This window comes from Barnesiella propionica, from assembly GCF_025567045.1.
In the GTDB taxonomy this organism is placed as follows: domain Bacteria; phylum Bacteroidota; class Bacteroidia; order Bacteroidales; family Barnesiellaceae; genus Barnesiella_B; species Barnesiella_B propionica.
Genome location: NZ_JAOQJK010000006.1, coordinates 139,351 through 161,816 on the forward strand (window position 1 = coordinate 139,351; position 22,466 = coordinate 161,816).

General features: G+C 41.0%; 15 protein-coding genes. 5 read left to right on the top strand and 10 right to left on the bottom strand.

The window, feature by feature from the left end:
- Positions 1-66: 66 nt before the first annotated feature.
- The 4 genes from OCV73_RS09710 to OCV73_RS09725 form a co-directional block, all read right to left on the bottom strand.
- Positions 67-1,875, bottom strand: coding sequence for a DUF349 domain-containing protein (locus tag OCV73_RS09710; protein WP_147551707.1), 1,809 nt, complete (start codon positions 1,873-1,875; stop codon positions 67-69).
- A gap of 136 nt (positions 1,876-2,011) precedes the next feature.
- Positions 2,012-2,785 carry a CRISPR-associated endoribonuclease Cas6 gene (cas6, locus tag OCV73_RS09715; protein WP_147551709.1) on the bottom strand — a complete coding sequence of 258 codons (774 nt, stop codon included), beginning with the start codon at positions 2,783-2,785 and terminating at the stop codon, positions 2,012-2,014.
- Between the two features lie 68 nt (positions 2,786-2,853).
- Positions 2,854-4,092, bottom strand: coding sequence for a M16 family metallopeptidase (locus OCV73_RS09720; RefSeq protein ID WP_147551711.1), 1,239 nt, complete (start codon positions 4,090-4,092; stop codon positions 2,854-2,856).
- Positions 4,089-4,904: a peptidylprolyl isomerase gene (locus OCV73_RS09725; RefSeq protein WP_147551713.1), complete on the bottom strand. Its 816-nt coding sequence runs from the start codon at positions 4,902-4,904 to the stop codon at positions 4,089-4,091. Before OCV73_RS09725 ends, OCV73_RS09720 begins: the two co-directional genes overlap by 4 nt.
- Before the next feature lie 249 nt (positions 4,905-5,153).
- Between OCV73_RS09725 and OCV73_RS09730 the strand changes: the two genes are divergently transcribed.
- Positions 5,154-6,170: a tetratricopeptide repeat protein gene (locus tag OCV73_RS09730; RefSeq protein WP_147551715.1), complete on the top strand. Its 1,017-nt coding sequence runs from the start codon at positions 5,154-5,156 to the stop codon at positions 6,168-6,170.
- Positions 6,171-6,185: 15 nt separating this feature from the next.
- On the opposite strand, the gene pflA is transcribed toward OCV73_RS09730, so the two are convergent.
- From pflA to OCV73_RS09745, 3 genes are all read right to left on the bottom strand, one after another.
- Positions 6,186-6,911: a pyruvate formate-lyase-activating protein gene (pflA, locus tag OCV73_RS09735; RefSeq protein WP_147551717.1), complete on the bottom strand. Its 726-nt coding sequence runs from the start codon at positions 6,909-6,911 to the stop codon at positions 6,186-6,188.
- 29 nt (positions 6,912-6,940) lie between these two features.
- Positions 6,941-9,169, bottom strand: coding sequence for a formate C-acetyltransferase (gene pflB, locus OCV73_RS09740; protein ID WP_147551719.1), 2,229 nt, complete (start codon positions 9,167-9,169; stop codon positions 6,941-6,943).
- Positions 9,170-9,417: 248 nt separating this feature from the next.
- Positions 9,418-9,798, bottom strand: a complete 381-nt coding sequence (locus tag OCV73_RS09745) for a hypothetical protein (protein ID WP_147551721.1) — start codon at positions 9,796-9,798, stop codon at positions 9,418-9,420.
- A 192-nt stretch (positions 9,799-9,990) separates the two neighbouring features.
- On the opposite strand from OCV73_RS09745, the gene OCV73_RS09750 reads away from it, so the two are divergent.
- Complete coding sequence (locus OCV73_RS09750; RefSeq protein ID WP_147551723.1) at positions 9,991-10,650, top strand: cytidylate kinase-like family protein; 660 nt, start codon at positions 9,991-9,993, stop codon at positions 10,648-10,650.
- Here the strand turns inward: OCV73_RS09750 and OCV73_RS09755 are convergent.
- A complete protein-coding gene (locus OCV73_RS09755; RefSeq protein ID WP_147551725.1) occupies positions 10,632-11,537 on the bottom strand; it encodes a Ppx/GppA phosphatase family protein in 906 nt (301 codons plus the stop codon). The two genes, OCV73_RS09750 and OCV73_RS09755, sit on opposite strands and share 19 nt — an antisense overlap.
- A gap of 235 nt (positions 11,538-11,772) precedes the next feature.
- Here OCV73_RS09755 and ruvA point away from each other — a divergent pair, with 235 nt between their 5' ends.
- A complete protein-coding gene (gene ruvA / locus OCV73_RS09760; protein ID WP_147551727.1) occupies positions 11,773-12,354 on the top strand; it encodes a Holliday junction branch migration protein RuvA in 582 nt (193 codons plus the stop codon).
- Positions 12,355-12,399: 45 nt separating this feature from the next.
- A complete protein-coding gene (gene sov, locus OCV73_RS09765) occupies positions 12,400-19,842 on the top strand; it encodes a T9SS outer membrane translocon Sov/SprA (protein ID WP_147551868.1) in 7,443 nt (2,480 codons plus the stop codon).
- A gap of 27 nt (positions 19,843-19,869) precedes the next feature.
- Here the strand turns inward: sov and OCV73_RS09770 are convergent, their stop codons facing one another.
- Entirely contained in the window at positions 19,870-20,574 is a 705-nt protein-coding gene (locus OCV73_RS09770; RefSeq protein WP_317244120.1) for an OmpA family protein, read from the bottom strand.
- Positions 20,575-20,724: 150 nt separating this feature from the next.
- On the opposite strand from OCV73_RS09770, the gene OCV73_RS09775 reads away from it, so the two are divergent.
- Positions 20,725-21,423, top strand: a complete 699-nt coding sequence (locus OCV73_RS09775; RefSeq protein ID WP_147551729.1) for a superoxide dismutase — start codon at positions 20,725-20,727, stop codon at positions 21,421-21,423.
- Between the two features lie 204 nt (positions 21,424-21,627).
- Here OCV73_RS09775 and OCV73_RS09780 read toward each other — a convergent pair whose 3' ends face one another.
- The gene (locus OCV73_RS09780; protein WP_147551731.1) at positions 21,628-22,278 is read right to left on the bottom strand and encodes an HAD family hydrolase; all 651 of its coding nucleotides are present in this window, start codon (positions 22,276-22,278) and stop codon (positions 21,628-21,630) included.
- Positions 22,279-22,466: the final 188 nt, after the last annotated feature.

The following is a 22,466-nucleotide window of genomic DNA, read 5'->3' on the forward strand; positions in this document are numbered from 1 at the left end:
CATCAAAAAACCTGCGATAAAGATATTTTCAGCATAAACCTCCGGCTATGGGAGATCTTGCGTTTATTATAAATTCTGGTCTATAACTTCGATCTTTTGAACAATAAGCTCCATTTCTTCTTTCAGCTTTTGCATTTTACGTTCCATTTCTTTCAGCAATCCACCAGCACTTTTCGAAGAAATATTAAGGAATCCCATATTATTTTCATAGGTCTGCAGTTCATTTTTCTTTTGCTCGTAAGAACGCATCAGCCTCTCCCGCTCACGGTACAGTTTGTTTTGCGACTGGTCCGAAGCCATTTGCTGTACGGTAGACTGGAACGAATCCAATCTATTACGCGTTTCGTTCATATTGAGCCGGGAGAATTGCTTATCCAATGCATCTTGATATTCTCTATATATTTTATCTTTTTCCTTGAAAGGGACAAAACCGACCGATTGCCATTGTGCCATAAGTTCTCTTACCGCTTTTGAGGCATCGGCATCAGGTGTCGTTTCATCTATTGCAGCCAACTTGGCTATTATCTCCTTTTTAATTTTCAAATTTTCTTGTTCCTGTGCTTTCTGGGACGAAGTCTGTTTTGACTTCTGGTCAAAGAAATAATCACAAGCGGTGATAAAACGTTTCCACACCACATCGGAATATTTTTTAGCCACCGGACCTATTGTTTTCCATTCTTTTTGTAAAGCGATAAGAGTATCGGTGGTAGATCTCCAGTCCGTACTATCCTTCAATGCTTCTGCTTTTTCACAAAGGGCTTTCTTCTTTTCCAGATTCTGAGCCAATTCATCTTTCACGGCTTTGAAATACTCCGCTTTCTTATTAAAGAAATCGTCACAACTTTTACGGAAACGCTCAAACAAAACATTATTCGTCTTACGAGGAGCAAACCCCAACTGCTTCCATTGTTCCTGCAAAGCAATTATTTCTTTGGTTTTCTCATCCCACATGTTGAAGGAAGTAAGCTTATCCACTTCAATTGCTTCAATCGTAAGACATAATTGAGTCTTGGCATCTTCGTTCTTTTGTTCTTCGTCTTTACGGGCTTCGAAATATTGCTGATATTTCTTATTAATTATGGTAGAAGCATCTTTGAAACGATTCCACAAATCTTCACGAAGGTCTTTAGCAACAGGTCCTATTTCCCGCCATTCATTATGCAACTGCTGCAGTGCTTTGAATGCCGCAATAATATCCTCATTGGAAGACAAAGCTTCGGCCGATTCGCAAATAGCCTGCTTTTGTTCAAGATTCTTTTTAAAATCGTAATCTCTCAGCTCCTTATTTATTTTCAGTAAATCGTAAAAACGCTCTACATAGGCCTGATAATTTTTCCAAAGATCATTCACCGAAGAAGCAGGTAACTCCGCACTCTCTTTGAACGACTGTTGTAATTGCTGAAAACGGTTATAATGCTTATTAATATTATCGGTATCTTCGGTCAAAGATTTTATCTCTTCGAGAATTTCTTTTTTCTTTTGTAAATTTTCTTCCCGCACTTGTTCCAACTGTACGAGGTATGAGGCTTTCTTTTCTTTGAATGTCGCCAGCAACTCTTTTAATTGTTCTTCCAAAGAATCAGGTTCCGGTTGAAATTGTTCTTCAGGATTTCCCTGCTCCACAAACAATTTCTTTGCTTCTTCTATCTCCGCTTTTTTAATTTTATAATACGCTTGTTTAAGAGAATCGACTTCCTCTTTTACGTCTTCTACCGGTTTTTCGATCAAATCGCGAAGTGTTTCTACAATTTGTTCCTTTGTCAGTTTTACATTCTGCTTTTCCGGAACTTCTGTTACCTCCGGTTGAGTATCCAGGGTTGTGTTCTGTAACTCTTGTTCTTCATTTGTCACAGACCTTTCGAGAGCTTCATTCATAGTCAATTTATTTATAAAAGCCGCAGCTTTCAATTACATGAGCAAATTAATGAAATAAAATTGTCAATTCATATAAATTTTGATTATTTTTTCCTCTTATTCTCCATTTCTTTGTTGATGGAGTAAAAATCAGCATCTACTTCAGTTCTTCGATACACCCGAATCCCAAATTAATTTTTTCTCCTATCCCCGTACAATAAGCCAATTGATGCAACTCTGGATGCAAAGTAAGCCTGAACTTATACATGTAGCCTATGATCTTTGTCTCATCGGACGTATATTTCATAATGAAAATACCTTTCCTTTTAGGTTCATTCAGAAATTCCATTTTAAATCCGGGATCATATTCAAACGGCTTTCCGTAAAAATATTCATACTTCCGTAAAATGGATTGTAATAAATATTCATTATAATTTTCCGAAGCAGGAGACAAATATTCATATCCCTTGCCGCCGCGTAAATTAGTCAGGACTATAGGGGAAAGCGATAAATAATCGAGGGTGTCCTTTTGAACCAATGGCCGGCAAGGTACAATATCTTCCACAACCAGTTCAACTTTCGATTTCCGGTCGCCAATCAACAATGTTTTTTCTTTTAGCAGTGTATTTACGAATTCTTCGGTTCCCCGTTCCGGTAAAAATGAAATCCACATCTGGATGCGCCGCGCTAAAACAAACAGCCTGTCCTGTTCTACTTTTATCTTCGGAATATAAAAATTGGATATTGAGAATAACCTGTATTTCATATCGTACTCAGGAAAAAAGCCGTTCATCCCTAACCAGTTCCTATACAGTTCGGGGCATTCCCTCAGTTTCCGATAAATACAAGAAGACAATTCATACTGATAACTTACCGGCAGTACATTACCATACGAATCAGACCTTACAGACAATATCAATTTAAAGCGCATAATGTTATTTTTTCATATAACAAAAAGAAAATAACTATTTTTCCAATACCTGAAATATCATGAAACGTTCAATTCCGGGCCTTATAATATACGACAGAACAATTTGTAGCCACAAAAGCTTTCCTTGCCGCTTCTTGTAAACGCCCCGGAGTCAGATTGTAATATTTATCCACTTCCGTATTAATACTTTCGGCCTTGTCAAATAACTCATAATATGCCAGATTCGTAGCTTTATTGAGATAATTGATGTTGGAGAACATATCATTCGATTCGAATTTATGAACAACCTTCAGCAATTCTTCTTCGCCGACCTTCTCCGTTACAAGCCGATCCAGTTCTTCCAACAATGCCTCTTCCCCGTCTTTCATTGTCACTCCCGGCAACAACTTGCCCGATAACAAAAACAATCCGCTGTCAAGATCACCCGTAATGCTGGCATCCGCCTCGGCGAATATTTTTTTGTCCGTTACCAAATTACGGAATAAACGGGATGAATTCCCGTTGGACAATATGTCCGATAAAGTATCATAACAATGATAATCCACATCGGTACGTTTTCCTATATGGAATGCCATTTTTATAGCATCCAACGGAACATTGCGTTCAACTTCCATACTCCGGCGCTCGTTTTGCAAAGGCTCCACCGGTAAATTCCTCTTCGGAACATTCCTTCGTTCTATAGGTGCAAACCATTTTTCGCATAAACGCACAGTCTCATCAAATGATATATGCCCCGACACCGATAATATCGCATTATTGGGAGCATAATACCGGAAGAAAAAACTTTTTACCTCGTCCAGAGTAGCACCTTCAATATGTGATATATCCTTTCCTATCGTAGGCCATGCATAAGGATGGACTTTATAGGCAAGAGGACGAAGCAACAAATCCATATCGCCATAAGGCTGATTAAGATTTCGCTGTTTAAATTCCTCTATCACGACCTGCTTTTGCACATCCAAGCTACGTGGCGTAAAAGCTAATGATAACATCCGGTCCGATTCCAGCCAGAAAGCAGTCTCTACATTATAAGCCGGAACTACCGTATAAAAATTCGTAATATCATTACTCGTCCAGGCATTGTTTTCACCACCGGCTATTTGCAAAGGAGTATCAAATTCCGGGATATTTACAGACCCTCCAAACATCAGATGTTCAAACAAATGGGCAAATCCTGTACGTTGAGGGTCTTCGTCACGGGCACCGACATCATACAACAAATTCAATGCCACCATCTGTGTACTGTCGTCACGATGATGTAAAATACGTAATCCGTTATCTAAAATGTGCCTGTTGACCTTTATCACTGTTCGACGACTTTCATTTTTAATATTTTTACATCTGTCAAAGGACGGTCAGCCGCTCCGGTTTCCACTTTCTGTATCTCATCCACGACATCCATTCCTTCCACTACTTCACCGAACACAGTATATTGACCGTCCAAATGAGGTGTTCCTCCTACAGTCGAATATGCCGCCCTTTGTTCGGGAGTAAGGCTTACCGGTTCCTTGGAAACTATTTCTTTCATCTGTGCAATAAGCGTATCCTGCAAAGCCTGTAACCCTTCCATGTCACGAGCCTTTCTCATTTCTACGATTTTAGGCCTTTGATCCGATGCCAAACTGTCAAACACTTGTTTTTCCTGCATCATCCTCAGCTGTCTTTCTAATTGTTCCAACTGCACCGGTTCGTAAACTTTACCTGTAACTATATAAAACTGTGCTCCTGAGGAAGCTTTATCAGGGTTCACATGATCACCTAAACGAGCTGCCGCCAATGCTCCGCGCTTATGAAAATATTTGGGATATATAAATTCGGCCGGTATTGTATAAGTCACATCTCCTCTTCCTAACAATTTATCGGCAGAAGCATTTTTTGAAGTGCTGTCACCCGCTTGTATCATGAACTCGTTAATCACTCTATGGAACAAAATTCCATCATAAAATCCGTCATTGACATGTTTTATGAAATTCTCTTTGTGTAAAGGAGTATCATCATACAATTTCAGCTTGATACGCCCCAAAGATGTTTCCATAACTACATACGTATCTTTATTTTTAGATTCGCAGCTCATATTAAACAGGAATAAAATCAACAAATAAATAATATTCTTTTTCATATACAGCAACCATTATATTGCCTAAAAATTTGTACAAATATAATAATAATCTTTTTTCTTACACCTATTGCTTATTATTTTCCTTTTGCGTATAACATATATAATACACAAAAGGTTATAGCGCCATTCTTGAATTAGTCTTTAAGTATATTCATAATTATGTGACATTTACAAGAAAGGTTCAGCAATATTCCCTGTTCTAACTTTTTTATTTATCTTTATCGCATAATATAAAAAAACAAAAATATTATGAAATCGGAAAAAGAACTAAATAGTTTACGAAATGAAATAGAACGTTACTTATTAAAAGCGGGAGATTATGGAGCCGATGAAAAATTCGATTTAGCCTGCGAAGCCTACAAACAAGCGATACAGTTGGGAAAAGGTAGTTTACCGGACGAGGAAATGGCCGGTCCTATACACAATTACGGATTTTTACTGTATCAAATGGGGGCGACAGACGAAGCTGAGAGCCGTTACAAAGAGGTAAAAGAAATATATGAAGCACTGATCGACCAGGATGCAGAAACTTTTCTGCCGGAATTATTGAATATCACTCACGATCTGGGAGATCTGTATATGGAAATGGGATACCCCGACAAAGCTCTGGAAATCTATACAAGAGAGATAGAATTATACAACCGCTTACAGATCGTTCATTCCGCCGATATGGCGGATACTCTGGAAAAAATGGCCAAATTGCATCATGATAAACAAGAAACGGAGCAATCAATAAAACTAATGCGCGACGCCCTGAATATCCGGGAACAATTGAGAGAAGATAATCCTATGATATTTAACGGACTGGCGGCCCAAAGCCGGTACACTCTGGCTTATTACCTGGGGAAAAACGAAGAATATCAGGAAGCGGAAGATCTCTTCAAAGAAGCTTTGAGCAATTTTAAAAATATTATTTCACAGGGACAAAAGGCCTATATCACCTTAGTAGCCTCGGCTATGCACCATTTAGGCAATATCCACCGCAATATCCGGAATTATGAATCCGCGCTCGAAGAGTATGGAAAAGCGATGGAAATATATCGTCAGCTATCTATAGATAATCCGACGGAAGGGAACTTGTATATAGCCGCCGTACTTCAAAGCACAGCTCAACTGAACAAACTGACGGGTGACATTGAAAAGGCCAAAAAGAATTACGAAGAAGCCATAGATTGCTACACGAAAGCCGGAGAGGAAACTCCCGGAGCATTTGACAATGAAATAGCAGGACTTGAAAAAGAAATAAACGAGCTAACCGGAAACTAAAGAAATTATTCTAAATTACCCGTTCACATAAACCAAAGGAAAATAACAAGAAAACAACTCCTGTGCACGTTCTATCTGTACGGGAGTATTTTCTTTTATATCCTTAAGCAAATAGGGTATGCCCATCGCTTCATATTTATGTACTCCTAAAGTATGATAAGGCAAAATCTCGACTCTTTGTATCATTCTATAATCGCCTAAATCTCTACCTACGGATCTGATATCTTCCTCGAAATCGGAATATCCGGGAACAAGAACATAACGCAGCCACATAGGTTTATCATGCAACTCCAGCCATTCGGCCGTTTTCAATGTATGTAAATTGGAACGACCTGTCAGTTTTTGATGTTTAACAGGATCGTATTCCTTGATATCGAGCAGAACAAGGTCGGTCAATAATAATAGTTCTTCTACATCACAGTTCCACACGCTTCCGTTCGTATCCAGACATATATGAATATCTTCTTCTTTTAACCTCCTGAAAAGAGGCAACAGTCCCGAAGCCTGCAATGTTGGTTCTCCTCCACTGAACGTAATCCCCCCTCTCCTACCGAAAAAAGCTTTCTGGCTAAGAGCCATACGCACTATTTCTTCGGCATCAGTGGCTGTTCCGCCACTAGCGATGGTATCGGGATTGGCACAATAAAGACACCGGAAATTACAACCTTGAAGGAACACGACGAGCCGGAGTCCCGGCCCGTCGAAAGTCCCCATACTTTCGTATGAATGTACTTGTATCATATTTTATACTCTATCGGCATTTCTCCTCTTTACATCCTGTCATGAAAACTACGGGATATCACTTCAAGCTGATGCTCGCGGCTCAGACTTACAAAATGAACGGCATAACCCGATACGCGTATTGTGAGCTGAGGATATTTTTCGGGATGCTCCATAGCGTCTTCCAGCATTTCACGGTTCAGCACATTTACGTTAAGATGATGAGCTCCCTTAGAAAAATAACCATCCATCATACACGTCAGATTATCAACCCGGTCTTCTTCTGTCACACCTAAAGATTTAGGAACGATCGAAAATGTATTGCTAACTCCATCCTGAGCGTCGTTATAGCTGATTTTGGCAACTGACGTAAGAGAAGCTATAGCCCCTTTTGCATCCCGTCCGTGCATAGGATTCGCTCCCGGTGCAAAAGCTACTCCTTTTTTTCTTCCGTCGGGGGTAGCACCTGTTTTCTTGCCATACATGACATTGGAAGTGATTGTAAGTATGGAAAGAGTAGGACGGGCATTTTTATATACGGGCAGCTTGCTCAATTCTTCACTGAAATAATGTGTAAGACCTACCGCCAGTTCATCTACCCTGTCATCGTCATTACCATAACAAGGGAAATCGCCGTCTATATCAAAGCTTTCGGTCAATCCTATATCATTCCGGTGTGCGGTTACTTTAGCGAACTTAATCGCTGAAAGTGAATCGGCGGCAATCGAAAGACCAGCCGCACCATAAGCCAGATTAATACGGGGATTGGTATCGACAAATGCCATCTGGGCCTTCTCATAATAATATTTATCATGCATATAATGAATGATATTCATAGCTTCGTTGTACACACGGGCGATCTCTTTCAATACTACTTTGTAATTAGCCATCACCTCATCATACTTCAGCACCTCTCCCGTAAGTACCGGTATGCCGGGTATCATCAGTGTTCCGGTATTTTCACAGCGGCCTCCGTTAATAGCCAGCAACAAAGCTTTCGCCAAATTGGCCCGGGCTCCGAAAAACTGTATCTGACGGCCTATATCCTGAAACGAAACACAGCAGGCAATCCCATAATCATCGGAATGCCGTACCAAACGCATCAAATCGTCATTTTCATATTGTACGGAAGAAGTATCTATGGATACTTTGGCACAAAACTTCTTGAACCCTTCGGGTAATTCGGAACTCCAGAGTACCGTCATATTCGGTTCGGGAGACGGTCCGAGATTATATAGTGTTTGCAGGAAGCGGAAAGATGTTTTCGTTACTTTGCAACGGCCGTCATTAAAACGTCCTCCTATGGATTCGGTTACCCATGTAGGGTCTCCCGCAAATATTTCATTATACGAATTCATACGCAGATGGCGTACCATACGTAACTTTATAACAAACTGGTCTATCAATTCCTGAGCAAATACTTCATCAATAATCCCATGAGATAAATCATATTCGATATAAATATCCAGGAAAGAAGAAACATTTCCCAATGACATAGCAGCGCCATCCTGTTCTTTTACTGCGGCCAGATATGCCATATACACCCATTGTACAGCTTCCTGCGCGGTATATGCAGGGCGACTTAAATCCAAACCGTAATATTCTCCCATGACTTTTATGTCCCTGAGTGCTTTTATCTGTTCCGCCACTTCTTCTCTTAGACGAATACGGGCTTCGGTCATAGGTCCGGTCAATCCTTTCAAATCGTTCTGCTTAGCCTCGATCAATCGGTCTATACCGTAAAGAGCCAAACGGCGGTAATCGCCTATAATACGTCCCCGTGCATAATTATCGGGTAATCCCGTCAGGAATCCTAAAGAGCGAAATGAACGTATCTCCTCGGTATATACGTCAAATACACCGTCATTATGTGTTTTTCGATAATGGGTAAAAATATCTTTTACTTTATCATCTACTTCCAACCCGTTCTCTTTACAAGCTTTGGCTACAACGTTGATCCCGCCGAAAGGTTTGATAGCCCGTTTCAACAGCTCATCGGTCTGTAATCCTACGATCAGTTCATTTTCTCTATCGATATAACCTGCTGTATGTGAAATTATAGTCGAAACATTCCGGTTATCTATAGAGCGCACTCCATTATTATTTCTTTCTTCGGTTATTGCTTCCAGACATACAGCCCAGACCCGTTTGGTTCTCTCTGTGGGTCCTTCCAAAAAAGAAGCGTCACCGTCATAAGGCGTGATATTCGTTTTTACAAAGTCCGTTACATTGATTTCTTTACTCCAAAGACCGTCGTTGAAGTTCTTGTTTAATTCCATATAAAAATCTTTTTTAAAGCAGGATAAATATCCGATAACTAATTATGCCGCAAAGGTAAGATTTATTCTCCATTCATAAAGAATATCTGTTGCATAATTATGTTTTTCAACACAATTTTTTCCACTGATATTCCATAGGCCATATTCCTCTTATTAGTTTTAACTCTAAAATTATATATCTAAATAATAAGAGAGGCAGTAACGAAATTCGTTCCTGCCTCTCTTATTTATCCAAAACATAAAACCGTTCAAATACCTTCTGCATAGACACGTTTATATATACGTCGAAAAAGATCGCTCGAAGCATTATATTCGGCAACATGCTCTTTATAATCCTCGCCCCATATACCGGGCAGTAAGTCCGCTATATAAGAATGTTCTCTATCTTTCTCGAGGGAAGCCTGAATAAGTTTAGCCACATACGGAGCATATTTTTCACTATCCGTCGAATGTAAATAAAGCGCTGCGCTTACTGTGATTTGTCCCTTGTGATCCACCTTTATGATGTTATCGGCCAGTTCTCCCATTTCATCATCACAATGCCCCATGTGGTTGGCTATATATTCATAGGTAAGTAACCCGTCGGTATCTTTACTTAATACTTTTTGTAAATCGTCACCCATAGTCATTCCTGTTGTGTTTGTTATTTTACAAAGATAACTAAAAAAGTTTCATCTTTACAAAAGAAAAAGAAAACAAAAATCATCGTTCCGTGCTTTATATTTCGGATAAAGGATAAAAAAACTCAAAAATATAAGAGAGGATAGTAATTTCTAAGAAAAATATATATGTTTGTATAGTAACCATAAAACATACAAGCCATGAAAGAAAACCTGATTATCACGATAGGCCGTCAATTCGGCTCTGGCGGAAGAGAGATCGGAAAACTTCTGGCCGATAAGTTCGGTATCGCTTATTATGACAAAGAATTGATCAACGAAGCATCCAAAGTAAGCGGACTCAGTACGGAATATTTTGAAAAAGCCGACGAACGTGCCCCGAACGGCCTTATGCATGCTTTTTCCATTAACTGGATAACCAGTGCAGGCGGTATCCTGAACGACGGTGGACTATCAAATGAATACATTTTCAAATTCCAGTCCGACGTAATATTAAAAATAGCAGAAGAACGTCCTTGCGTTATCGTAGGCCGCTGCGCCGATTATATATTGCGTAATTATCCCAACTGTTACAACATATTCGTTCATGCTCCCGAGAAAGAAAGAATCAAACGCATCTTGTCAAGAAACGACGGAGCCAATGAACGGGAAGCCAGAGACCTGGCCGAAAAGAAAAACAAGATAAGAGCCGCTTATTATAATTTCTATACCGATAAAGATTGGGGAGACGCCGCTTCGTATGATCTTACAGTGGATTCTTCCATACTGGGGACCGAAGACACTGCAAATTTCATCAAAGATTTTATTTTGCGCAAACAAGGATTTAAAAAAGGAGAAACCAATCAGTTTTCACATTTGTGATCCCGGATGTATCCGGCACACAACGTATACGTTATACCATCGACAATTCCTATGGTAGGTACCCATATATTCTCTACACCCAAATGCGAAGCCACCTGCATATAAATCTCACCGGCCGGTACGATAACATCGGCGCGGTCGGGCTTAAGGCCCAAATCATCTATGCGTTTTTTAACCGGTATGGAACGCAACCTGTTTACTACTGAGGTCAGGGAACGGACTGTTAACGGTTCCCCCCCGGGCGTACCTGACAAATGGTATAATTTATTGATATTCCCACCGGAACCTATTATTTCCATATTCCCGTATTGGCGGTATAAAGCAGAAAGATCTTTATACATACGCTGCAATTCAGAATTATCCACCCGGTTATTCAGAATCCGTACCGTTCCTATATTATAGGAATGAGAATCGATCAATGAGCGATCACTGATGACACTGATCTCAGTGCTTCCTCCTCCTACATCCACATAAGCAAAATTACCGTCGGAATCCAATATATCCACACTATGGCTGTCATAAACGATGCGAGCCTCCTCCTTTCCGTCAATAATCTCTATATATATCCCTGTCATTTCAGAAATATAACGCACGATTTCGGCTCCGTTCGAGGCATCACGCATGGCCGAAGTTGCACATGCCCTGTAACTTATCACATTATAAACCTGCATAAGCTGATTAAAAGCACCTACCAAACGAAGAAGTTTTTCGGTTTTTTCATTTGATACACGTCCTCTGGTAAATACATCCTGACCTAATCGTAAAGGTACACGAACAATAAAGACCTTTCGTAAGTCCTGTTCCGTTTCCCCAGCAACGATCCCCTTGATCAGCAACCGTACGGCATTGGAACCAATGTCAATAGCAGCAAAATTAAGTTTATCCATTCAACCTCTTTTACAGGCTGGCGAAGATACGCAAAAAAAACGAATTTGAATCACTCCGAGAACAATAATCCAATAGTAAAGAACTCTTTTCATATACCTTTTAATACCCTTATTCCCGGAATGTCTTCAAATATACCTCCCGGCCTTCGTCAAGGGGTATAGAGAATACAAAAAGAAAACTTTCTACAAAGAGAATTATTTTGTAAGTTTGTACCATCTTTAATTAAAGGACACAATGATTGAATACATCACCGGAGAAGTTGCAGAGTTATCTCCTACCGAAACCGTTATCGAATGTATGGGAATAGGTTATCTCCTTAACATATCACTTAATACATACAGCTCGTTACAAAAAGGGAATGATGCCAAACTTTATGTTTACGAAGCAATACGTGAAGATGCCCATCTTTTATACGGATTCTCCGCCCGCCGGGAACGGGAATTGTTCCTTCTCTTAATTTCGGTATCGGGAGTCGGCCCTAATACCGCACGTATGATTCTTTCATCATTAAATCCGTCTGAACTGGAACAGGTCATCGTTTCGGAAAACGTTAATATTCTAAAAAGTGTAAAAGGAATAGGCGGAAAAACTGCTCAACGCATAATTGTTGACCTCAAAGATAAAATAAAACCTACAGGTGACCCGTTATTAGAAAGTACACCGATGAACAACGATGTATTTGATGAAGCGGTCGCCGCACTGGTAATGCTAGGTTTTTCACAACAGCAATCGCAAAAAGCTGTTCAAAAGCTACTGAAGGAATCCCCTCAGATGAATGTGGAAACAGTCATTAAAGTAGCCTTGAAAATGTTGTGATAAACCACCGGTAAAGTGCGCAAAAACAACCAGGGGTTTTTAAGAATGAGGAGAAGCTTTAAATTTTTAATATACACTATATTATTGTTTAGCGGAGTAAGCATTTACTCTGCTTATGCTGCATATAGCTCCGCCTATTCACCCGCTCCTGCCTCTCAGGCTCCATCCAGAGAAACTCCCGCAAAGAAGGATAGTGTCCAAACCCATTTTCCCATCACCAAAACATCTCCCGAAAAATACGAAGATATCGGTAAGGAATCTCCTGCCGACCTTAAGACTCCTTCCAACGTAAAAACCGTAGTGGAATACGACCCGACCACTAACTGCTATGTTATGCGCACTAAAGTAGGAGACACCGAAATTGCGACTCCTTTCATGTTATCGGCAGATGAGTATAACGACTATACATTGAAACAATCGATGATGCAATATTACCGGGAACGGAATGCCGATAATTTTATCAATAATAAAAAGAACGAGTTCAATTTTCTTGATATGCAATTCTCTCTGGGGCCTTTGGAAAAAATATTCGGCCCCGGCGGTGTACAGTTAAAGACCCAGGGGTCTATCGACCTGAATATGGGTATAAAATCCAATAAAACCGATAACCCGGGTATTCCAGAAAGCGCACGTAAAAAGACCTATTTCGATTTTGATGAAAAAATACAGGCAACTGTAAATGCGAAAGTGGGGGATAAACTCAGTTTTAACATGAACTACAATACGGACGCTACTTTCGATTTCGATTCCAAAAACCTGAAACTGCAATATCAGGGAAAAGAAGACGAAATTATCAAGAATATTGAAGCCGGTAACGTAAGCATGACCACAGGTTCATCGCTAATTCGGGGCAGCTCCGCCCTGTTCGGTATCAAAACTACGATGCAATTCGGTAAATTAACAGCTACGGCTCTCGTCTCGCAACAAGAATCGGAAACTAAAACCGTGAACACGAAAGGTGGGGCCCAAACGACCGAATTCAAATTCAGCGCAGATCAGTATGACGAAAACCGTCATTTCTTTCTAGGCCATTTTTTCAGGGATAATTACGATAAATTCATTGCCAAATTCCCATATATTTCTTCAGGAGTGAGTATCAGCCGCATCGAAGTATGGGTAACTAATAAACGAGGAAACAATGACCAGGCCCGTAATATACTAGCGTTCATGGATCTGGGAGAAAATGAGAAAGTAGCGAACGATTTCTGGATAGGACAAGTAAGTAAGCCCAATACACAGAATTCAGCTAATAATCTTTACTCTACTATCACACAGCAGTATCCCGACGCCCGTAACATCAGCCAGGTTACGCAAGCGTTGGAAGGACTTAGTGTTCACGGTATAGAAGGAGGGCAAGATTATGTCAAAATAGAAAATGCCCGGAAACTCGAAAGTTCGGAATATACATTGAATTCCCAATTAGGATATATTTCGCTGAAAACGATGCTCAATCCCGACGAGGTACTGGCCGTAGCTTATGAGTATACTTATAACGGACAGACTTTCCAGGTGGGTGAATTCTCCGGTAATATTACCAATACAGAACAATGTCTGTTTCTGAAAATGTTGAAAGGCACGACCATTACGCCTCAGCTTCCTATCTGGAAATTGATGATGAAGAACGTATATTCATTAAATGCATATCAGGTACAAAAAGACAAGTTCCGGTTAAATATCAAATATCTCAGCGATACGACCGGAGTATTGCTTAACTACATAAGCGAAGGCAACATAAAAGGAATTCCCCTCATTCGTGTCATGAACCTGGATCGGTTAGACGCCAACCAAGAAGCTAATCCGGATGGTATATTCGACTTCGTAGAAGGCTTCACCGTACTTTCGGCAAACGGAAAAATCATTTTTCCTTCCGTAGAACCGTTCGGTAATTATTTAAAAACTAAAATCGGAAATGACAATATTGCAAAAGACTATATTTTTCAGGAATTATATGATTCTACCCTCACGGTAGCCCGGCAATTCTCGGAAAAGAACAAATTTGTCATGACCGGAGAATACCAGTCATCTTCCGGAGCTGAAATCAGGCTGAACGCAGCCAATGTTCCCCGCGGTTCCGTAGTCGTTACGGCGGGAGGACGTACCCTTACCGAAAATACAGATTATACGGTAGATTATTCTATGGGTATCGTTACGATACAGGACCAGAGCCTTATCGAATCGGGAACACCTATCAGCGTGACATTGGAAAACCAATCCATGTTCAGCATGCAAAGGAAAACCATGCTGGGACTCGACCTGAACTATGCCTTTTCAAAAAATTTCAATGTAGGGGCTACTATCATGCACTTATCTGAGAAATCCCTTACCGAGAAAGTGAACATAGGGGATGAAGTTCTCAATAATACATTATGGGGAATCAACACGTCCTACAACACACAATTCTTGTGGCTGACTAATCTGCTGAATAAAATACCGACAGTGAACGCCACAGCCCCGTCACGCCTGGCAGTAACGGCAGAATTCGCACAGTTGATTCCCGGGAAATCGAAGAAAGGCAGTCAGCGCGGAATGTCTTACATAGATGATTTCGAATCCACACAGACCGTAATTGACTTGCGTTCCCCTTATTCTTGGGCACTCGCCTCAACTCCTTATAACCCCAACCCAACGGATAGGAGCAAACAATTCTTTTTAAACGCCGCAAAATCCAATGATATAGAATACGGTACCGACCGGGCATTAATCTCATGGTATTACATAGACCGGATGTTCACCATGAAAAATTCGTCCCTGACCCCGGCCCATATTAAGAACGATCTGGATCAATTATCCAATCCTTATGTCCGGGAAATCAATTCACGGGAAATATTCCCCAATAAAGAATTGAACTACGGAGAAACCTCGGTACTTCAAACGCTTAATCTTTCTTTTTATCCCCAAGAAAGAGGACCTTATAACTTGGACGGCACTAACATTGATGATGAAGGGAATCTCCTCAATCCTAAAAACCGCTGGGGAGGTATTATGCAGAAAATGGATAATACGGATTTCGAATCCATGAATATAGAATACATACAATTCTGGATGATGGATCCGTTTCTGGATGAAAACAATCCTAATACTTCAGGCGGCGAACTGTTTTTCAACCTGGGAGAAATATCGGAAGACATTCTGAAAGACGGTCTGAAATCGGCAGAAAACACTCTTCCTGCTAACGGTGATACTACCCAAATAGCATATACCGTATGGGGAAAGGTATCGAAGAGCCCGTCACTTACATTCAGTTTCGACAATTCGGTACCCCGTAAACAACAGGATGTGGGTCTCAATGGTCTCTCCACCGATGAAGAATTCGTATATCCTGCCTATGCCACATATCTGGAACAATTAAACAGTAAACTGAATGTTGGCGCCAAAGAACGGATGCTGAACGACCCGTTCTCTCCCCTTAATGACCCCGCCGGAGATAATTATCACTATTACCGGGGAGAAGATTACGATAATGAACAGGCGAGCATACTGAAACGGTACAAACGATATAACGGAACGGAAGGGAACTCTCTATCGGAAAAAGAGGCTAACGACAAGTATTATATGTCTTCGCGTACGGTTCCCGATGTAGAAGATATCAATCAGGACTACACGCTGAACGAATACGAACGCTATTATCAATACAAAGTATCTCTACGCCCTGAAGATCTCGAAGTCGGTAAAAACTATGTTACGGACAAACGCGTAGCTACGGTCAAACTGCGTAACGGACAAGAGACCGAAGCTGTATGGTATCAATTCAAGATACCTTTAAAAAGCTACGACACAAAGATAGGATCTATACAGGATTTCAAGACCATCCGCTTTATCCGTATGTTCATGACCGATTTCGAAAAAGAAACTCATCTTCGCTTCGCCACACTGGAACTGGTACGGGGCGAATGGAGAAACTACGATTATAACCCCGACAGTAAGGTCGATGAACCTGTAAAAGGGAAACTGGATATCTCTGTCGTAAATATAGAAGAAAATGCGGGACAAACCCCGGTCAACTACGTACTGCCTCCTGGTGTAACCCGTATTATCGATCCGGGACAATCACAGATCACACAACTGAACGAACAAGCGATGTCCCTGAAAATAACCGACCTGAAATCAGGAGAAGCTCTGGCCGTATATAAGAACAGCGGACTTGACATGCGTAGCTACAAACGTTTGCAAATGTTTACACACGCAGAAAAACTAATAGACGACAAGAGCAATTTGAAAAACGGAGATTTGACCGTTTTCCTGCGTATCGGTACTGACAGCCGTTCCAATTATTATGAATATGAAATACCTCTGGTCCTTACTGCACCCGGAACTTATAATACCTATAATTCTCAGGATCAGGAAGCTGTATGGCCCAGCCAGAATATGTTCGATTTCCCGTTATCGGTATTCACAGATCTTAAACTGAAAAGAAATACCGAAAAACGCAAAGATAATTCAGGAATTACTTTCCAGTCCCGCTATTCGGAATACGATCCTGAAAAACCGCAAAACAAAGTAACGATAGTAGGTAATCCGTCTTTATCGGATGTACGTACAATTTTCATAGGTATACGAAACAACTCCAACGCCACAAAAGAGGGAACTATATGGGTAAATGAAATGAGGTTGACCGACTTTGATGAAAGCGGCGGATGGGCTGCCAAAGCCAATATGAACCTGAACATATCGGACATAGCTACGCTGAACCTGGGGGGACAGGTGGAAACAGTTGGTTTCGGAGGAATAGACCAGAGCCTGACTGAGCGCAGACTCGACGATTATTATCAATATAATATCGCTACAATGGTAGAGGTGGGACGTTTCTTCCCTGAAAAAGCGAAAGTAAAACTACCCGTATTTTACTCGATATCGAAACAAAAAACCATGCCGAAATATAATCCTCTCGACCAGGATATATTGTTGAAAGACGCACTAGACAATGCCGGCTCCAAAGCCGAAAAAGATTCTATTAAATCCATGTCTATCGATAAAATCACGGTGGAAGGCTTCAGCATATCAGGAGCAAAAGTCGACATACAAAGTAAGAACCCGATGCCTTACGATCCGGCCAACCTTACTGCCAGTTATTCTTACAATAGGCAAAGTAAAGAGAACCCTACCACACAATACGAGAATACATACGACCACCGGGGAAATCTTACGTATAGCTACACTCCCTATGTACCGCCACTAAAACCATTCAGCTTCATAAAGAGCAATTCGAAGCATGTAAAATTCCTCAGGGAAATGGAGATCAACTATCTGCCGACCAATATAGCATTCAGTACGAATATATCGAGGTATTATTACGAACAGCAATTACGTGACCTGACAGAATCGGGCTCCTCCGGATATGAACTTCCCGTTTCGGTGAGTAAAAACTTTTTATGGGACAGGCAAATGTCTATACAATGGAACTTATTCAAATCCCTGAACCTGTCATTGCAAACCATGACAAACGCCCGCATCGAAGAACCTAGCGGACCGGTGAACAAACGTCTTTTCCATGATGAATACGAAGCATGGAAAGATACGGTATGGAGCAGTGTCAAAAAATTGGGAACTCCCTGGAATTATAATCAGACATTTAATGCAACATATAACGTACCGTTTAATAAGATACCGGTACTGGATTATCTTTCTTTATCCGCCAAGTATAATGCTACATACGGCTGGGACCGGGGAGTGCAAGTCGACGATGAAACCGACCTGGGAAACAATATCAACAATCAGGCCCAGCTCAGTTTCGACGGACGGTTCAATTTCGAACAACTATATAACAAATCACGGTATCTGAGAGACATCAACCGCAAGTTCTCCACCAGTTCACGCCTTTCCAACAAAACGTCAAAAAAAGAAAGAAAATTTGAACGGCAGGTTACATTGCGTGAAGATACCACCGTACAATTAAGACATAACCTGAATAATAAAAAGGTGAAAGTAACAGCCCGGGATAACACAGGCAAACTAGTACAGGTTAAGTACAAGGTAATGGACTCTAACAGTGTACAGATACTTAATAAGGGAAAAGAACGCTGGAAAATAACTATCGTACCTGTGAAGAATGCCGGCAACGAGTTCTGGACGCGCGTTGCGGAATATTCGTTACGCACCGCCATGATGGTCAGGAACATAAGCGTCCGTTACCGGACTAATAACAGTATGTCTATCCCTCTGTTCCGTCCCAATGTAGGTGATATATTCGGACAATCAACAACGGCTGGACCTCTCTCGCCGGGATTGGATTTCGCATTTGGTTTCACCGATGAAAGTTATATACGAAAAGCAAAGGATCGCGGATGGCTTATTGCCGACGAATCTCAGGTAACCCCCGCCATCATAAATAAAGGAACCGAACTGAACATAGAAGTGGCACTGGAACCTATACGGGGACTCAAAATAAACTTCACCGGAAACTGTACGGACAACCGCAATAACCAGATACAGTTCATGTATGACGACATGCCTACATTACGGGGCGGTAGTTATACAAAAACTCATGTAGCTATAAAAACCGCGTTACGTTCTTCCAAATCATCTAATGGATACCAGAGCGACGCATTCGATGAATTTATGCGAAATCGTGAAATAATCGCATCCCGCCTCTCCCGGAAATACGCAAATCTGAATTACCAGAAAAACAGCGTTGCAGGTAAGGGTATTGCAACCGATAACAATATGCCGATAGGCGAGATCAACAGGAACTCTCCCGATGTTATGATCCCTGCATTCCTGGCTGCATATACGGGAAGCGATGCCGGAAAAATAGGTCTGTCGCCTTTCCCTTCGTTATCCAGCATCTTGCCGAACTGGCGCGTTACATACGACGGATTGATGCAGTTGCCTTTCTTCAGACAGCATTTTAAAAGTTTCACGCTGAATCACGCATATCAATGTACCTACACGGTAGGCTCTTACTCTTCATACCTGACTTGGGTGGAAGCAGACGGTAATTTCGGTTTTATAACCGACGAACTGAACAATACACTCGTACCGTCCTCCCCATACGACATATCTTCGGTATCTCTCATCGAACGGTTTGCTCCTCTCATCGGATTTAAAATGACGATGAAAAATAATATTACCGGAAATGTAGAATATAAAGATTCACGTACGCTAACCCTCAACCCCGCCGCAGGACAATTGGTCGAAGGCAGTACAAGAGACTTTACCATAGGAGCCGGTTATAAAATAGCGAACTTCAATACCATCTTGAAAATAAAAGGACGCGAAACCGGAGTAAGCAACGACCTTACCGTTACGGGAGATATTTCGTTCCGGAATACGTCCACTCTTATCAGGCGTATCGATCAGAATTATACCCAGGCAACTGCAGGTACATCCAGTTATGTAATAAAATTCACGGCAAACTATGTCTTGAGCAAACGTATTACTTTAGGTGCCTACTATGACCGACAGGTGAATAAACCTCTGGTTTCATCGACTTCATATCCTATTACTAACAGTAATTACGGTATATCGGTACGTCTTTCCCTGACAAGATAAAATCGTTATATATAATAACCAAAAACCTTATTGGGCATCTTTAATCATTTGTTCTCCTGCTGTTATATAAATTTCCACACGCCGGTTCTGGGCACGCCCTTCAGGTGTCGCATTACTGGCAACCGGATCATTCCATCCCATGCCTTGTTCCGACAAACGAGTGGAATTCACCCCTGCATTTACCAGATAGTTAGCGACCGATTGAGCCCTCTGTAATGACAAACGTTCATTGAGCTGCTGTCCTCCCGTATTATCGGTATATCCGAAAATCTGAACGTTAGTACCGGGATTCTGACGTAAATTAGCTGCCAAACCGTTCAAATCGGTACGTGCCGAAGGACTCAGGGTGCTGGAACCTGTTGCGAAAAGAATTCCATTGTCAAAAGTCACTTTTATAGCCTGCAAGTTATTACTATCTTTTACTTTCTCTATCTGGGCATTCTTCAATTCAGCTTCCAGTTCTTTTTGTTGTTTATCCATTTTATGCCCGATGAGTGCACCGGCACCCGAACCCACCGCCGCACCGATAAGCGAACCTATCCAGGCTCCTTTGCCCCCTCCGGCAATTGCACCGACACCGGCCCCCAGTGCCGCACCGGAACCACCTCCAACGACAGCACCTTGTCCTGTTTTACTCATATTCTTATAGGCAGAACACCCTCCCATCATCACCATCGAGCTGCACACTACTGCTATCATCCCGATCTTTATACTTTTACTCATTCCTTTCATGATTTTATTTTTTAGTTTTTTATTTATACAACAACCAATAGAGGAGGAGTGTTGAACAAAGTACGTCAATATAATAAAAAGAAAAGAAACTATCCTAAACAAATCTTCTGACTGAAGGTTATAATATATAAACCTAATTATCATAACAAAATGAAAAAGAATCTTCTTATCATCTTCTTTTTACTGGGACTTCCCGGTATCATACCGGGCATATGGGCACAGACCAATGCCGTATATTTCGAAATGCCTCCATTACCCTACGCCCCGGGAGCTCTGGAACCTTATATAAGTACTGAAACCATGAGCTTCCATTACGACAAACATGTACGAAATTACTTAAATAACACCAACCGGTTATTGCAAGGGAATAAGCTGGCAGGAAAAGACTTGGAAACTATTGTCATTCAATCCGAAGGAGAGCTGTTCAACAATGCAGCTCAATTATGGAATCATATTTTTTTCTTCAATTCCCTCTCGCCCGACCTTCATATTTCTCCCACCGGGGCTCTGGCAAAAGCCATCGAAAAACAATGGGGAAATTTCGATAACTTCAAAAAAAATTTCACACAAGCTTCACGTAAGTTATTCGGTTCAGGATGGGTATGGCTGGTTGAAAAACCAGACGGTACGTTGGATATCATCTCCGAACAGAATGCAGGCAATCCACTTAAAGCGGGACTCAAACCATTATTCGGTTCGGACTTGTGGGAACATGCTTATTACATCGATTACAGAAACGACCGGAACGATTACATAGAACAGCTATGGAACGTAATAGACTGGAATGCCATATCGGAGCGGTACGAAGAAAATCAAAGCAATGGCTCAGGACAACATAGCAGCCGGTAAGTAACGAATCATCGGTAAAAGAACAATTTTTCACCGATATATTCAGGAGATTGGTCGATTTTATTTTTAATCTCCCCCGACTTCCTCTATATTTGTAATCAAGAGAAAAAGAGATAGAAATAAGCGACTATTTTTTTCGATTAAACTATTCTATATATTTTGGTGGTACGGCACTTTCGCTGGGAAGCGGAGTTGCCGTTTTTCTTACAAAAAACGTAATATATCTTCGGGCTTACCGGCAAGGACATCCGCTCCATTCTCCCGTAATTCGGTTTGGGAGCGAAATCCCCAAGTCACACCTACCGAACGCAACCCGGCATTACGGGCCGTACGCATATCTACCCCGGAATCTCCTACATATAATACATTGGCCTTATTCCTGATCCCGGTTTTTCGGAGTATATCATTTATAATTGCCGGATCGGGTTTCGGTGGCACCCCTTCACGCTGCCCGAAAACCGCTGCAAAAGGAAGCGCTCCGAAATAATGGTTTATAAGCTTAGTTGTTCCTTCCTGATATTTGTTAGATGCCACGGCTAAAGATATACCGCGCGATACCAATTGAGATAAAAGAACCGTGATTCCGGGATAAGGAACAGTATAATCCGTATTATGATCGGAATAATAGTCCAGAAAATAACGACGCATGTATGCAATATTCTCAGATGTTCTTTCTCCTTCCGGCAACGCTCTTTCAAATAATTTGTTAATCCCGTTCCCGACAAAATACGGATATTCGCTTTTATCATGTTCCGGAAAACCACACCGGCTTAAAGCATAATTGGTACTTATCGCCAAATCATCGATCGTATTAAGTAAAGTTCCGTCCAAATCGAAAATTACAAGTCCTGTCATATACACCTTTATTTATTTCTTAGTACGAAATTAATAAAAAACAGTTGTTCCGCCCTTCTTTCGGGAATATTTATAAAATTATCCCTTTCTTTTCTCCTGATTGTATCTCTTCCAGAGTTCATATATACGAAATATACACCATAATATATATAATATTTACTATTTCACCCATATATATAAGAGAAAAA

What these genes read in the sequence shown, in the direction of transcription:
- OCV73_RS09750 (WP_147551723.1), top strand. Translation starts at nt 9,991, where the DNA reads ATGAAAGAAAACCTGATTATCACGATAGGCCGTCAATTCGGCTCTGGC.
- OCV73_RS09755 (WP_147551725.1), bottom strand. Translation starts at nt 11,537, where the DNA reads ATGGATAAACTTAATTTTGCTGCTATTGACATTGGTTCCAATGCCGTA.
- OCV73_RS09770 (WP_317244120.1), bottom strand. Translation starts at nt 20,574, where the DNA reads ATGAAAGGAATGAGTAAAAGTATAAAGATCGGGATGATAGCAGTAGTG.
- pflB (WP_147551719.1), bottom strand. Translation starts at nt 9,169, where the DNA reads ATGGAATTAAACAAGAACTTCAACGACGGTCTTTGGAGTAAAGAAATC.
- OCV73_RS09725 (WP_147551713.1), bottom strand. Translation starts at nt 4,904, where the DNA reads ATGAAAAAGAATATTATTTATTTGTTGATTTTATTCCTGTTTAATATG.
- OCV73_RS09775 (WP_147551729.1), top strand. Translation starts at nt 20,725, where the DNA reads ATGAAAAAGAATCTTCTTATCATCTTCTTTTTACTGGGACTTCCCGGT.
- ruvA (WP_147551727.1), top strand. Translation starts at nt 11,773, where the DNA reads ATGATTGAATACATCACCGGAGAAGTTGCAGAGTTATCTCCTACCGAA.
- sov (WP_147551868.1), top strand. Translation starts at nt 12,400, where the DNA reads ATGAGGAGAAGCTTTAAATTTTTAATATACACTATATTATTGTTTAGC.
- OCV73_RS09780 (WP_147551731.1), bottom strand. Translation starts at nt 22,278, where the DNA reads ATGACAGGACTTGTAATTTTCGATTTGGACGGAACTTTACTTAATACG.
- pflA (WP_147551717.1), bottom strand. Translation starts at nt 6,911, where the DNA reads ATGATACAAGTACATTCATACGAAAGTATGGGGACTTTCGACGGGCCG.
- cas6 (WP_147551709.1), bottom strand. Translation starts at nt 2,785, where the DNA reads ATGCGCTTTAAATTGATATTGTCTGTAAGGTCTGATTCGTATGGTAAT.
- OCV73_RS09745 (WP_147551721.1), bottom strand. Translation starts at nt 9,798, where the DNA reads ATGACTATGGGTGACGATTTACAAAAAGTATTAAGTAAAGATACCGAC.
- OCV73_RS09710 (WP_147551707.1), bottom strand. Translation starts at nt 1,875, where the DNA reads ATGAATGAAGCTCTCGAAAGGTCTGTGACAAATGAAGAACAAGAGTTA.
- OCV73_RS09730 (WP_147551715.1), top strand. Translation starts at nt 5,154, where the DNA reads ATGAAATCGGAAAAAGAACTAAATAGTTTACGAAATGAAATAGAACGT.